This window comes from Flavobacterium jumunjinense, assembly GCF_021650975.2.
Taxonomy (GTDB): Bacteria; Bacteroidota; Bacteroidia; order Flavobacteriales; family Flavobacteriaceae; genus Flavobacterium; species Flavobacterium jumunjinense.
Genome location: NZ_CP091285.1, coordinates 562,406 through 577,912 on the forward strand (window position 1 = coordinate 562,406; position 15,507 = coordinate 577,912).

Here is a 15,507-nt window from a genome sequence, read left to right on the forward strand (position 1 = left end):
GACACGTAAATGAACCCATTATCAAAGAATCAGATTAAAGATAGAATGTTGAAGCGTGCTGCCAAAAAATGGGGGTACAATGATGTTGAGCTTGAAAATGTATTTGATCCAATTGTCAACCTACTTTTTGATGTTTGTGCAAAAGAACTTGAAAAAATATCGAATGAAATTTTTTCAAGCAGAAGAAGAATGACAGAAAGGCTTGTAGATATCTTAACTCCTACTGCTTCTGCAAAAGCAACTCCAGCTAGAGGTATTTTAAGAGCTTATCCAGTTGAAAACGAAACTTCATTACATGATTATCATCAATTTTTTTATCAAAAAAAGCAAGTAAATCCATATAATCCAGTTGAAAGTATTATTAAAAACTTTCATTTTGGATCAACCATTCCCGTTAAATTAAACAGAAACAAACTTTCATATGTAATTCTTCCTAATGGAGCACATCAGGTTGTAAAAGATCAGTTTAAAGAAATTATTTCAAATAAAGACTACTTAAAGAAGACACCACATGGTACAATTTGGATTGCTTTAAAACATGAAGGAGAAGGAATTATTGAAGATTTAATGTTTTATTTTTATTTAAAAAACATTGAAGATCGCTCGAAATTCTTTCATTTCTTACCTCGTGCAAAATGGTATCTTAATGAACAATTGCTAAGTATAGCAGAGGGTTATAATTGCGATGATCCGAATCAAAATACTGTTTACGACTTAAAACAGCACGATATTTATCATATTCAAAAGATTGAAGAGCATACAAATGATTTCTATAGAAAGAATTTCATAACTATAAAAGATAAGATAACTATTGATAAGGACAGTTATAATTTCCCGAAGGAATTTGAAAGTCTTTTTTCTGTAAAAGATCTTGAAAAAATTAAAATTGATAAAGACTTAATTTGGTTGCGTTTAGAATTTCCGAATGTTATAGGTCCAGATATTTTATCGAACATATTTTGTTCTAACAATTGTTTCCCAGTAATCAATAAGAAACTAAACGAAACTCAAGGTAACATTAAAGAGTTGCTAGATATTTATCCCTTAAAACTAAATGATGATTATTTTCTAGAGCTTTTTTCTGTAATGAACGACAGAAACAAAGAGTTTGACGTTATTTCTAACAATGCTGAACCAGAAGACGAAAATTATGCCTACCTACGTTTTGGTGGTGTAGCTCGTTTTGATGAACGTAATGCTGCTGAAGAGATTAATTATTTAATTGATCTGATTAGGGATGAAGCTGCTGCTTTTTCAAGATTAGGACAAGATTTTACAGATAATAATTTAAAAGAAATCAATCAGATAATTGCGCGTTTTAAATCTAAAATGTCGCAAATTGGAATGCAAAACCTCAACAATCCCTATTTAGTTTTGAACACTAAAAAAACAAAAGAGAAAGGAACTCTTTTTATTAAATATTGGACAACAAACGGAGAGGGTGCTAATAAAATTAGTACGTTTAGTAAATTAAATGTCTTTAAAGGTGCAGATTTCGAAAAAGATTCTATAACACTTCTTTCTGCAACACAAGGAGGAAGAGATGAACTTACTAATTCGGAAAAAATCTATGCCTACAGAGAGAATTTAATTTCTAGCCAACGTGTTGTAACTCGACAAGATATCATCATTTTATGTAAAAATCACTTTGGTGATGCTATTGAAGCTATCGAGATTAAAAATGGAATACAAACAGGTTTAGATAGTAATATTGGCTATACTCCTACTATTGACATTTGCCTTACACGTTCGGATAATGATATATATAATGAGGAAGAATGGAGTTTTCTTAGTGAAGATTTAAAGCTTATGATAGAAAAAAGAGCTTTAAATATTGTTCCGTTTAGAATTCTTTACGTCTAAATCTAATAAACATAAAAAAGGCTTTAAATGAATGTATTTAAAGCCTTTTTTATGTTATTATAGTTCTATTCAATGAATATTCTAGATAAGCCATAAAACAATTAAAACCGATAAAAAAGAAAATCGAAAAATCAAATTGTTCATTTTCAAGGGGTAAAAATTGAGAGGCAAACATTATTAAAACAAATAATTTAAAAACTCAAACTATCCTTTTAGAGTGACATTTATTTTTTCGATATAACGAATTTCTTCATTTATTAGAAATTGAAAAGAAGCTGATTTTCTTTTTATTTTTTTCTCCACATTATCAAAATGAGATTCAGCATGTAGCTTAACTGTTTGATCTTCCCATCTAATTTCTCTCTTAATATTTGGTTTTAGTATTTCAATTATATTATGAGTTAATCTTTGATAGGAATCGAAAGAAATGACTATATCTTTTGAATCTGGATTTAAAATTGTTGTTCTTCCAATACAAGGAATTTGACCAATAGCTTTAATATTCCAACTAAAAATTGTTCCAATATCTGGCAGATTAATGTTATCTATTGGCGGATTAAAGAAGAACAAGTTCCAATATGGTTCTTTAAATTTATTTTTAGTAAAGGTCTCTTTGTCTTTTATTATATTATAATAATATTCTTTTACATCTTTTGCTTTATCGAAATAATCAAAACTACCGATTAATTCATCTGCTTTTTGTTCCCATTCTTGCAACCATTTTTCGTGTTCAAAAATCTCAACAAAATGTCCTTTATAGTCTGTCTTAATTTTTATAGGATAATTCAAGGTTTCTAATTCTTCAACAATCCTTAAGAAAGCATTTTCTTGAACCGGAATAGTATTTATTTTTTCTTTATTTATTATATAAATACGTTCGTCTTCTGTTTTTTTAAATAATGAAAAATCAATATTAAATCTTGTTTTTATTTCTTTATGAAAACCATTCATTAGAATGGTTGTTTCTTCTATAATTTCAAAAACCATACATTTATTTTAAATTCTTTTGTTTGCTTGTTTGTTTTAACAGTAAATTGTTTATATCTCAAATATAAGAAAAGATTCACTTTATTTATCGCTTTTTACATTAAAAAAAGATATAAATAAATGACTTTGTGAACTTTAAATAATTTAAAAATAAGAACAACTTAGATGAACTCAATATTAAAAAGCAGTCAAATTTCAATCTTCACACTATCAACAAATAATATATTATAGGGTTCTTTTTTATGCATAAATTACATATGTCTTCTATTGCATTGCCTTATTGTATAAGTATATAATAAATTGCTGTTTTATCAATTAAGGTTCTTAGTCTTGAAACAGAAAATGTATAAATTGACGTCTTCTCAAAATAAAATTTTTATTTAATAGAATAATATGTTTTAGATTACTTCAAAATCTGTTTTCCCTTTCGGTATATAGAATGTTATATCAAGCATTAGCTCTTCTTGAGTTTCTTCATTAAATAAATATAGTGCTGACTCTCCATTAATTTTTTTAAATACCGCTACTTTTCCATTTCCATAAATATGCAGAACCCTGTCACTAGATAATGGCATAATTTCAAAACCGTTTTTAAAATCTTCAATTAACTCAGATGTTCTAGAAACCGACTCAACATTAGACAAATACATCGATTTAGACATGTTTTCTTCTCTTCTTTTTATTGTTTCTAAAAAAAAGTTGTAATTTTTATTTTTTATACTGTCCGAAATATTTCTATAGGCTTTAATAAGTTTTTGTTCAAGATCTTTTACATCTTTCAATTCTGCGCCATCTTGCCATGCTTCTAGTGCGTAAGGTACGTTTGCAATAAATGTAGAATTATATTTTACAAAAGGTATTTCATTTGAGCCATTAATAGCTTCTGACTTATATTCGCCAAACATTTCTTTAAAAACAAAATCATTAGATACATCAAATACTTTTATATCAAACTTCACTTCTGCTTTTTCATCTAATTTAGTTTCTCCCAACAATGGTAATATAGTAACTGCTATCGTTTGAGTACCACTTTCTAAAATAGCATAATTTATAGGAATCGTAGAAGCTACTTGACCATCCATATTCATTATAATAATTGGGTAATCATTTACTCTAATTTCAAACATACATGCTGATGCACTGAAATCTAATGTATAGTACATTTTTTGTTTCATAATTTATTGCTTATAGGTTTTTATTAGTCTATCAATCACATGCTCATTTTGATTTGGATTTGTTACCTTTATATTATCCGAAACGATATACGCTAAAGAAGCAATATTTCTTTTTCCATCAGTATATTCATATGATTGAGTAAGAACTATTGAGTGGTTATCCTTTAAACGCCATAAATAAGCAGAATAACCTAACAACTGATTTTCATCATTCTCTTTTGGTATTGGCATAAGAATTTCAGGTGTACCATTTATTTTTATTATTTCTTTCAAAAAAGAATCACTTGTTTCTGTATCCTCAACAGTAACAACTACCCCTACAATTTTTTTATCTGAACTATTTTCTAATAATACTCCTACTTTACTTAATACAATGTCATTTTCATCAGACTTTATAAACTTTACATTTCCATATTTATATAAATCCACATCATTTGTATAAAGTAATGGCAAGGTTGTGTTAATTTCTCTAGTTTCTAAAATAGTTTTTTTATTTTGAAACAAATCTTGTTTATTTTCATTAAGTGTTAATTCATCAAGAGAAACTCTATTCTGCGTATTACATGAATTCATTATAACACAAAACAATAATGTTGAAAATATTTTATTCATTTTATTTTTAATCTAATTTTTAATTAATGGAATATCAGCGCTTAAACCGAATAATTCTTCTAAACTTTTTATAACATCGAATTTAGGTATTACTTCGTTATATTTTCCTTGAGATATTACACCTTCATCTGTACTTTCAGGTTTCGTTCCTAGTACTGTTTTCTTTGAAGAAAGACCAACTTTTCCTTTTATAACATACTCGGCATTCAGCCCATCAAAACCTAACTGTGGCCTATAAATAAGGCCTTTTGAATCATAATTAACCTTATGCCCAAATGTAATTGAAGCACTACCTTTACCACTTACTTCAAAATAAACATCTGCTTTAACCACAACCAAACTAATTTCTGCCTTCACCCAAATACCCGCTTTAAGCTCTAATTTTAATGTATTTGTTGTTTCTAATTTTCCTTTTTTTGACTCTCCAGTATCATTTGCTGTATTAAACGAAAAACCAATTGCTGTTTTTATAACACTTGATATGACTAAATCAATAAAAACATCTGAGGATACTTTTGCACCAAAATCATCATTACCAAAATCGACACCAGTATTCATTTTTCCTTTAATAATACCATAAAGTCTAACGGCTCCAGGTGCAGCAGTACCACCACTAACGGCTCCAGCAACTAATCCAACAGCTGTACATAATAAATCAATTGTAAGCTCTAATCCAATTAACGGGTCTGCATTAAAAGAAATATCCACATTAGTCCCTACTACCTCTTGTGTACTGTTTTTTTGTTTAGTTTTTTCAAGAAACCAAGTTCCTTTTATATTCAAGTTTGGAGGTTTTATCGCAATTGTCATTGGCAAACCTTTAAAACCTATATTTCTAATCTGACCTTTTGTTTTACTTGTAATACCCTCTGAAAGAGCTCCTATAGAAGAAAAAATTCCGTATAACTTTTTAAACTTTGCTTCATATTCAGCTTTAAATTCTTTACTTCTATTAAAACTTCCACTATCACCTTTATCCCACTCTCCCTTTAAACTGAAGCCAAAAGAAGCATCTTTTTGTTGCCATCTCTTTTCTGCTCCAATCTTTCCTGCTTTCTTCTGTAACTCTTTTACTTTACTTTCCGGCTGATTTTGCCATTTGACACTTAAATCATTAGTTAAATTTAAAAAGAAAGCTAATTCCCATTTAATATCTGGATAGGCTCTTACTAAAACTGTAGAATGATCTTTTTCAGAAAAATAGCGACAAGAATGAATAAAAACATTATACTCTTCAGCAGAATCAATTCCATTTCCTATAGCTCCTTCTACTAGATTCCATTTTGGCCAAATATATTGTAATGGAGCTATATTCCAAGTAGATAAAGCAGAATGTATTGGAAATGTAATATGCTCACCAGACTTAACCAATGGCGCTTTATACTCTGTAGATGTTATTTTTGTCTCTTTTTTATGCTTGTCCGTTTCTCTAAAACAAGCATTAGTCTGAAAACCAGTAATATCGATTAACAAATCTTTGTCTTTACTAGGAGCTATAGTTTCAAATACAATAGTTTTTGCAGTATGTCCAAAATATTTAAAGCTTACATCTACTCTTCTAGCTTCTACATATACTTTTTCATCCTTATATTTTAAATTATCTGCACCACTTTTATTATCAGTAGCCCGAATTTCACCTTTACCAGTAGAAAAAATTCTTCTAGAATCCAACTTTCCATCAGCAAAAAACTTTTTCACTGCATCACTTCTTTTTTGAGAAAGTGATTTATTATATTCCATTTTTCCAATTACACAGGCGTATCCGTTAATTGTTATTGTCGAATGCTGATTTACTAAAAGAAAATTTAAAGTGTTTTGTAATTTTTCAAGACCTTCTTTAGTGAGTACATCACTATCAAAATTAAAAAAGATTGTTTTTGTTATCGGCTTTTCTTCATTCTTAACATCTTTGGCCCCTTTCCCATTATCAAAAATTAATACTTTTTTTTGTTCTACTTTTCCATCTTTATTGGTTGTTTCCGTTATAGACATTGTTTCAAACTTACACAACTCATACCTTTTTTCACTAACACTTGGCTCTCCTGTTTTTAAAGGAGTATTGTTAACAGGTGGTTCTGGAGTATTTGCTACTAATTTATTTTTAATCCTTAAAAAACGAGCATGTTCATCATCTTTATTATCATCTAAAACATATTGCCCAGTAGCTTGATCTTTAACTTTTATATAGAACTTTTCTTCATCTTGAATATTATTTATCTTTCCTTGCCATGTTGCAGTATTCTTAATTTCTAAGTTGACTTCGCCATCTGCTACTTTTACATTTGTATAAACATGAATTTGTTTATCTGCACGTAAATTTTGAATATTATATATTTCAACAATAAGTCTATCTCCATTTAAACCTTCCGTTTCTAAATTGAGATGAATATTATTCCCATAAGAAAATGGAATTTTTCTTTTATCTGAACCATCAACAGAACTACACCATTTACTAGCAGTAATCTTCTTATCGCATAGTCCATTTATATATACCCCTGTAGGATTCGAATCCGTTTTCCCTGACAAACTTGCTTCTAAATAATAGCTATAGGAACCACATAATTTTTTGGGCAATTTAATCGCATACTTAAACGTCGATGGATATAATCGCTTCCAAATAATTGTATTTCTATCATGCTCTTGCCAAATCCATGAGACATCTTTCTTTTTATCTTCGGCTGTTGTTCCTGTGTGCCATTCAGTAATTTTAAACCAAACAAATTCTCCTGGCGGAATAACCATTTTAGTTGAAAGGTTTGAACGACTTTGAAAAACTTTCCCCTCACCTGTCCATCTTATTTTTTTTATACCTCTAGCCATGATTATTTAGAATTTGATTCGATATTTTCGTGTTTTAGTGGCTCCTTACCTACTTTCTTAATATCTACCATCGGATTCAACTGACTATGAACATCTTCGTTTGCGTTATTAGCATTCTGAGAAGAGCCTTCTGCCTTTTGCCCGTGTTTGGTTATAGAAATACAATCTGGACCACCAATAGGACAAGTGGCTTTACTATCTTCTAGAAGTATTTTTCCTTGATTAGACATTGTAACTTTTTCATAGAAACCACTCCACTTTGTTATAAAGGCTTGGCAAGGTAAATAATCACTACTTGTTGGCTGTAGTTTACATTTACCAAAGGTGTTCTTTTCTAAAGTTTGACCAATTTCTTTATCGGTTGCAATGAGTTTTTTCGATGCGTCTTTGTCATTTGCATAGTCCTTTGTTTGTGATAAAACTTTAAGTTTATCTTTTTTAGGTTCTACGCTAAACTTACATTGGCATTCGGCTCCCTGTACCACAATATGTTTTTCGCTCATTTGATTTGTTTGTTTGTAACCCTTAAATATACAAAATTGCATTATTTTATTTATTGCTATTTTGCTTCCCAATTTTATAATATAGACACAACTACTTGTATCTTTTTTTCTACATTTAACGCTATTGAACTTTCCAAATATAATGATTCGATTAAATTAGATTTCCCATTTAAAAAATATAAAGACCTAAATTTTCCATTTGCTTTATCGTACTCTGGATATAACGTTCCATAATATGGAATATCCATTTCATTTTGCAAGTCGGATTTTGATCTTTCATCTTCTAAAATTCCATTTTGCTCGATTCGTATTAAATTATATTCATCTAAATATTCATTTATTTTTTGTTCTATTTTATATTCTACAGCTTTACAATTTGTTAGTATTGGAAATGAAACTGTTGTATCTAACTTAAATTTATGTGTATAATAAATATAAATAGAATTGAAATAACTATTTAAAAACCAATCTTTCATTAATGCTCTAAACAATAGATTTTCCTCTTCCAAAACCACTTCATTCGATGCAAGATATTGTTTTACCCATCTCCCTTCGTATTCGTCTAGAATTTTTTCTTTAACCGTTTCCCAACGTGTTTTAATTACTGCATAATTATTTATTCCAGTCCATCTACCTTGCTGACTTACTATTATTTCTAACGGATAAAGTACAGTATTCGTTTTTTCCGCCAATTCATCGGCTATACTAGATGCCTCTTCATCATTAATATATGTCTTTGAAATTCTATCTATTTCAAAAATAAAATCATTATCACTGTTTTTCCCTTTAAAGACTAAACTTATTTCGTACTTTAATGTATTACTATCCTCACCTGTTGTGATTGTATACATTACACCATAATTAATCTTATTTTGAGATGGTTTTAATTCTAATTTATAAGGCTCCGAAAATGATACTTTAGGAATTAATGATAATTCTTCTTGATTATATTCTGGATAGATAAATAATTCCTTTAAATGACAAGGAAGTTCATTGCCAATATAATCAGTATCATTACAAAAAACATTATGAAAGCTTTTTACTTCATGTGTCGATTTCTCTAATTGTAATGAAATACCTTCTAATGTATCTCCTCTTTTTATCTTATACTTTTTATATTTTGGTTTCAATACAGTTTTTAATTAATTTTAATAATAGACTCTATTTCTATCACTATTTGGGTCCATTCCTATACCTTCTCTTTTAGCAGACCAATGCAAGTATTCATTTCTAAGCTTTAACAAATCTGCTCTTTCAACTGGAGACAACGAATTGTCTAACAAATATTCCTTTTCATCTCCAAAAACATATCCTCTCAATTTTTCTTTTACACGTACTAATAAAGGGTTATCAGACATCTTATATGCATTCTCAAGCTTAGCTTTATTCATTTTTACTTGCTTATTCACACACGATTCGCCCATAAAATGCAAAGGAATATAACTATATGTTTTCTTTAGGTCCCTTGTTCCTTGCAGTGCCCAATATAAGTTTCCTCCAGTAATTTCTAATTGATCTGACTTGTACCACCCTTCATTAACTAGACGCTCTCTCAAAGGATCTAGTGAAGTGTTTTTACCCCAAGAAGTTTCAATCTCTTTAATAACTTCAACTCCATCATAATAACTTCCTCCAATGTCTGAATGTACTCCAGGAAAAGATTTCTGTATTCCAATATTTGTATTAGTCAATGAAAAATTTTCTCTATGTTCGTTTGCTGCAACATAATGAACTACATTACTTGCTGCCCCGATATCATTTAATCCTAATTCTTCTACATCATTAAAATTTGGAGAAACTGAAAAGTATTTAGAATATGAAGAAACCGTATCATAAATACCTAAAAATCGAACCCTAACAATATCTACTTCTATTCCCTTTTCTTCTAGTTGCAAACCTAAATGACCTCTTCTCGGAAAATCATCACGCTGTGTAACTTTCCCATCACTATCGGATTTTTGTGTAATTGTACTTTTACCTCTTCTAATAGTTTTTACCCTTGCTTTGTATTTTGCTTTACTTATCTCATGAACAAAGTTTCTTGCTGCGGCAGCTCCTCTACTAAAACCATATACATCAAATGTTAAAACATTAATTTTTGATGCTTTACCATTGTCTTTTTCTTGTTTAACAATATCTGAAATTCTTTCACAACCTTTTCTCACCTTACCTCTAATACCTGTGTCTCCTGTTCCAAAAGCAAAACCCATAGTAGAATCTTCTTCTCTATCTTCAGTTCCAATTCCTTCTACATAGATTTTATGTGGTTCTTCGTAAAATTCCCAAAGTCGAGCTACATTTGACTTATCATTATAGTAACTAGAGCTCTGCTTTTTATCAACACCGTTCTTCTTAAAATGCTCTGAATTATTTAATTTTTCTTGAGTATTGTTTTTATTATTAAGCGTACCATCGAAGAAAATACCAATATTTAAACTAATAGTTCCCTTAGGTGGTTCAGGTGGTGAATAGTCGCTAAAACTTACATTTATTGACATATGCTTATTTTTTAAATTTATTGTTTAATAGATTACTCTATTATCGTTTTAAAATTTTTAATCTCTATCTCTTTATCGTTACTTTTCAACAATAGATTTACTTTGGAATTGTTAACTATTTTAATTATTAAATCAATTTTTTCAGATTCATTAAAGCTTCCAAAAGCCTTAACTATTTCATTTTCATTGAAATTTTCTAACCAACAATCGGCAACTTTTTTATTATGTTCATCAATCCAACTAAATGAAATTGATTTTATGATTGCTCTTTTTTGATAATCGATTGCAATTCCACTTGTATTTGGACCATCTATTTCTACTTCACCATTATAAGTATGAAGAACAAACTCATTAAGTTTATTGCCATTTGGCAACTCTATTAAAGGTTTCCATAAATATCTATTTCTAAAAATTTCATAAACATCTAAGGCTGGATAAGTCTCTTGTTTAATTCTATCGATAGTATTATACTGTTCATTCAAATCTGACAAAACGATATCGTTATATTCCTTTTCAAACATATAAGCATTCTCTATTTTTGAAATATCTAAATGTACATCTTCAGTTGCTACAAAATGTGCCACTTCTATTTGTTTAGCCCCTCCTTGTAGCCAAAGAACAGCTAATCCATTTGGAGATAACCCAACAACAATAGTAGTGTATGTTATTTTCATATTCGTTGAAGAGTCTACAAAACCTTCTTCAAACAACTTATAAATTTGCTCCTTAGGAAGCTTCCATTTTCCTATAAAGTTTTTTTGATTCACATAGGAATGCCAAGCAATGTTTAAACTATCAGGAATGCTTTTAACGTCTGGTCCCATAATAACGGAAGCAGCATAATTTCCCCATCCTGTATTAACATCTCCAAAACCTGTAAAAGATTGTTGATAATCTTTTGCTATAATATTACCCTCATAAACTTGCACTGGATATTCTTTAGGTGCTGATAATGTTGCTGACCAATCAAATTTTTGTTCCATTTTAATATTTTGGCATGAAATAGTGAGTATGTTTGAGACTAAGATGATAAATAATAATTGTATAAACTTATCCTTTATTACCATCGGATACTATTTTTTTATTTGAAATTAGATTTAAGTTTCCGTTTTTAGCTTCTGTATTAAACTTACTTGTGACTTTGTCCAACTTTCCTCCAACCACCAAATTATAATCGGTCACAACAGTAATATGCATATTTTTTGCTTTTTTGTGAATAGCCATAATTAGAATAATTTAGATTTTTCTGCACTATTAAACTCTACTGTTTTTCCGCTTTGAAGTGTCATATTTTCTTTTTCACTGAAAATAGAAACCTCTGAAGCTATTTCATTAGAAATATCAGCTTGACGCATAAAATCTTTATCTACTATTTCAGTGCGTTTATCTGATGATTCCTTAATATCTCCTGTTGCACTTTGTATAATATCTGTACCCGCAACTGTTGTAATGTTTTCATTGGCAGAATTATCAATATTTGCTCCTGCACTTACTGATATATTTTTTCCTGCTGAAATACTCACGTTTTCACCTGCTGCAATGGAGAAATTTTTAGTCGCATTAACACTAATATTTCCTTTTCCATCCATCATCCATGTGTTTCCACTTGGATCTTCAACAAAAACACTTCCTTCTGCATCGTTCATGATTATTTTTGTTCCGCTTCTAGATTGTATCACCTTTTTATCGTTACCTGAAGTCGCATAGGCACTCGATGCACTACCGTTATACATTGCTCCAAGAACAAAAGGTTTCTCTGCATTTCCGGCTTCAAAACCAACTAATACTTCTTCTCCTATTTCTGGAATAAAATACATTCCTTTTCCTCCTCCTGCATGTGGATTTATCATACGAATCCATGGTGAGTTTCCGTCTTGCCAAGCAAACTTTACTTGCACACGGCCTAATCCTGATGGATCATTATTATCTGTAACAACTGCGGGTTGCGTATCTGCTGTTGGATGATTGTGTACGTTTCCATAAGGTGGTGCTAAAACGGTATCTGGAACGGCTTGAAAAGTGTTGTGATAGGAGCCCGATTCTTCACAAACATGAGTAATATCAGTAATGATATAGCTTCCAAAATTTTGCTCTTGCAGACCATCTAATAGATTACCTGTCATTGAAAAAGCAGGTTCTTGAATAGAAACGACGTCTCCAATTCGTAATCCTGTTTCGTCACTATCTCCTTTTGCAGTTACTAAATCGGCTGCTCGAGATTGCAATTGTGTGGTTACTCTATCTATTAAATGTGTTCGTGCACTTCCTTCTTCGATAGGGTGTGTATAAAGCATCGTTGAATCGTCTGGAAAAAGCTTTTTAGAACTCTCATACATTACTTTAGAATAGCCTTCTGGCTGGTAATTTACTTCTGTAGCATTCGCTTTTTGTGTTTCTGCATTACTAGAATCATATCCTAAATATTCAAAACCTAGTGGTTTCGCACGCATTTCGATATTGAAACTGTGCAACGATCGACCATATTCTAATACGAAATTTTTAGATTTTGGTTGACCGAATGTTAATTCTTCTCCATTATAATAGAACCATTGTCCTTTTTTTTGTGCCATTCTACAGGCAAAGCCAAAATCGCTTTCTCTGTATTGCACTACATAAGGCAAACTTGTATCGTTTTTTATATCAACTGTCGGTTGCAGTTCTCTTTGAGGATAGCTGCCTGTAATTTTTTTTATGATATCTGACAAAGAATCGTCTGAAAAAGATTGTGTTTTTGGTGTTCCTTCCATTGCAATGGTTGGACTATAACCATTTATTATGATTCCTCCTGCTGCTCCCGAAGTACGAATCATTTGTGCTTCTGTTATTATCCCATTAAACAAAAGTGGTGATGATGTTCTTAAACTTGAAGGTTGTATCTCAATTTTTATGGTTTGACCAATATAGCTTTGTGATTTATCTATTGCTTGACTCACAAATTCTTTTGGTAAAGGTTGTAATAATGAAAAAGTATGATGTGTATGTACTTTTTGATGTATCACTAACTTAGAAAATCGCGTAAGAGATTCGCCTCCAATTTGGATGCGTATAGTAGTGCTTATTGCCATGATGTATTTATTTGTTTGTTTTGTAAAACCTAAGAGGTAAATTTAATAAAAAAAAATCTTTTATTTAATGATTTTTAATTTCTTTTCTATTTCATAACTAATTGTTTAAAAGAATAAGTTTCAATTTTGCAGTTAGCTCCCTTTAATATCAATTTATTATTTTTATTATAACTGATAAATTGACATTAAAATAATAGCCTCCAAAATTTTGTTTTATCTGTAATAAAAAAGGATTTTCTTAGAAGAATATTTATTATAGGTTTATTTTCTCAAAATTCCGTGCATCCGAAATTTTAAATTTAATTATTTCTTTCAGGCTTAAACTTCCGTTTTCTAAAAATGAGTAATTTACTTCTAAGTTGATCCCATTCTCTTTCAATATATTCATTAGAAATCACTTCTTTTTCTTGAATTCCTGTAGTGTTTACACAAAACCAAAGTATGTTCATAATTAAATAGGTAATATTTCTTTAATCCATTTTCGTCGCCAATAATAGTATTTGAAAAAGTTACTTTATTTTTAACTTTAAATTCTAACTTTGGATAAGTTTTCTCTTGATTCTTTAAGGTTAACTGAGGTGCAAAAACTTTAAAACAAGGCTTTCCGAAGCATCCTCAACTAAAAACAGTATCAATATTAAAATTTTAAAAAATATATTAAACATAATAATTGTCTTTTTAAAAATAAAAATGAATAGGTTGATATATCAGTATGTCCATTCTAAAAGTAAAATGAGAATAATTATATATAATTATGCTCTTTTTGAAAATAAAATGAATAGGTTGATATATCAGTATGTCCATTTTAAAAGTAAAATGGGAATAATTATATATAAATATGCTCTTTTTAAAAATGAAATGAACAGGAATAAACTGCAAGGTTAAGCTGCTTCGTTCATTTTGCTTACTGAATCACAAAATATTTTGTCGTTCTCGTATTTTACTCATATGTAAACAATACGTAATCTTTTTATTTTTTGTATTTTATTCTATTTTTGCTTTTAGAACTCCATCCTTATCTAATGTATGCTTTAAGGCCAATATATGTACTAATTCTTTTTCTTTATTATATTGCCAAACACCTATTTTTAAATTTGTTGTGTCTTTTATTCCTGTTGTATTCACATAGAACCAACTTATATCATCATAATCTACTAGATAATGTTTTTTTAAGCCATTTTCTTCGCTTATAATTGGTTTTAAAACTAATTAATCCGCATTATAAATAATAGATTTTTTTACGTCATTATTCATTTTTTTGATTATTAATTCTGTCAAACCACCATCATAATACATTAAAACTTCAATTGCATTTTCATCTATAACATAGTCAATTGTGTTTAATCCATTTTGTTTAATCTCTAATGTTTTATTCTCTTTTGGCAATTGTTCTAAAAACCACTTTACATCCTCAAGTTCTTTATTAAGTATAACATTTTTATAAACTACTTCAATAGTGGTATTTTTAATTAAACATTCTTGACCACTACCCATTTCAACTTCTAAATCTATACAATCAATTGAAGGTTTCGTTATTTTTTTTTTCTCTATATTACAATTTTTAAAAAAATCATCCTCAACATGATATTTAAAATTTAAATTTTCAGGATTTTCAGGATCAGCTGTTATATTTAATAATTCGTTCCTATTTGGCAAAAATAAAAGCCAAGCTATTGTACTTTCTACAATTTGCTTTTGATTTACATTATCTGATAAATTATTTTCAAAATATACCTGCATTGTAATTTCGTCTTCTTCTATCGACTCAACTCTCACAAAGAAATTTTTAACGCCTCTAAAATCCAAATCACTAGATTGAACTACTTTAAATAAAGTTTCTTCACAACTATTCAAACTACTTTTTTCTACTGATTCTATAACATTTAGATTTGAAACGTCTTCGACTTGTTTTTTATTTTGCTTACAATTAATAAGAAATAAGGTAACTAAAAAACCTACAAATAAGGATGTTCTTTTTTTCATT

General features: G+C 29.4%; 14 protein-coding genes. 1 reads left to right on the forward strand and 13 read right to left on the reverse strand.

Features of this window, described 5'->3' with window-relative positions; genetic code table 11:
• Positions 1–9: 9 nt before the first annotated feature.
• Entirely contained in the window at positions 10–1,863 is a 1,854-nt protein-coding gene (locus tag L2Z92_RS02810) for a hypothetical protein (protein WP_236457331.1), read from the forward strand.
• A gap of 204 nt (positions 1,864–2,067) precedes the next feature.
• Here L2Z92_RS02810 and L2Z92_RS02815 read toward each other — a convergent pair whose 3' ends face one another.
• From L2Z92_RS02815 to L2Z92_RS02875, 13 genes are all read right to left on the reverse strand, one after another.
• The gene (locus L2Z92_RS02815) at positions 2,068–2,850 is read right to left on the reverse strand and encodes a hypothetical protein (RefSeq protein WP_236457332.1); all 783 of its coding nucleotides are present in this window, start codon (positions 2,848–2,850) and stop codon (positions 2,068–2,070) included.
• A 398-nt stretch (positions 2,851–3,248) separates the two neighbouring features.
• Entirely contained in the window at positions 3,249–4,025 is a 777-nt protein-coding gene (locus L2Z92_RS02820; RefSeq protein WP_265210638.1) for a hypothetical protein, read from the reverse strand.
• A gap of 3 nt (positions 4,026–4,028) precedes the next feature.
• Complete coding sequence (locus L2Z92_RS02825; protein WP_236457334.1) at positions 4,029–4,637, reverse strand: hypothetical protein; 609 nt, start codon at positions 4,635–4,637, stop codon at positions 4,029–4,031.
• Positions 4,638–4,649: 12 nt separating this feature from the next.
• Positions 4,650–7,457, reverse strand: a complete 2,808-nt coding sequence (locus L2Z92_RS02830) for an OmpA family protein (protein ID WP_236457335.1) — start codon at positions 7,455–7,457, stop codon at positions 4,650–4,652.
• Between the two features lie 2 nt (positions 7,458–7,459).
• The gene (locus L2Z92_RS02835; protein WP_236457336.1) at positions 7,460–7,960 is read right to left on the reverse strand and encodes a DUF4280 domain-containing protein; all 501 of its coding nucleotides are present in this window, start codon (positions 7,958–7,960) and stop codon (positions 7,460–7,462) included.
• Between the two features lie 74 nt (positions 7,961–8,034).
• On the reverse strand, positions 8,035–9,090 hold the full coding sequence (locus L2Z92_RS02840; protein WP_236457337.1) for a hypothetical protein: 1,056 nt from the start codon (positions 9,088–9,090) through the stop codon (positions 8,035–8,037).
• 18 nt (positions 9,091–9,108) lie between these two features.
• Entirely contained in the window at positions 9,109–10,458 is a 1,350-nt protein-coding gene (locus tag L2Z92_RS02845; protein ID WP_236457338.1) for a T6SS phospholipase effector Tle1-like catalytic domain-containing protein, read from the reverse strand.
• A gap of 32 nt (positions 10,459–10,490) precedes the next feature.
• Positions 10,491–11,441: a DUF2931 family protein gene (locus L2Z92_RS02850; protein WP_236457339.1), complete on the reverse strand. Its 951-nt coding sequence runs from the start codon at positions 11,439–11,441 to the stop codon at positions 10,491–10,493.
• 67 nt (positions 11,442–11,508) lie between these two features.
• Positions 11,509–11,682, reverse strand: a complete 174-nt coding sequence (locus tag L2Z92_RS02855; protein ID WP_236457340.1) for a hypothetical protein — start codon at positions 11,680–11,682, stop codon at positions 11,509–11,511.
• Positions 11,683–11,684: 2 nt separating this feature from the next.
• Entirely contained in the window at positions 11,685–13,523 is a 1,839-nt protein-coding gene (locus tag L2Z92_RS02860) for a type VI secretion system Vgr family protein (RefSeq protein WP_236457341.1), read from the reverse strand.
• Positions 13,524–13,822: 299 nt separating this feature from the next.
• Positions 13,823–13,972, reverse strand: coding sequence for a hypothetical protein (locus L2Z92_RS02865; RefSeq protein WP_236457342.1), 150 nt, complete (start codon positions 13,970–13,972; stop codon positions 13,823–13,825).
• A gap of 535 nt (positions 13,973–14,507) precedes the next feature.
• A complete protein-coding gene (locus tag L2Z92_RS02870; protein ID WP_236457343.1) occupies positions 14,508–14,648 on the reverse strand; it encodes a hypothetical protein in 141 nt (46 codons plus the stop codon).
• 84 nt (positions 14,649–14,732) lie between these two features.
• Positions 14,733–15,506, reverse strand: coding sequence for a hypothetical protein (locus L2Z92_RS02875; RefSeq protein WP_236457344.1), 774 nt, complete (start codon positions 15,504–15,506; stop codon positions 14,733–14,735).
• Between the last annotated feature and the right edge of the window lies 1 nt (position 15,507).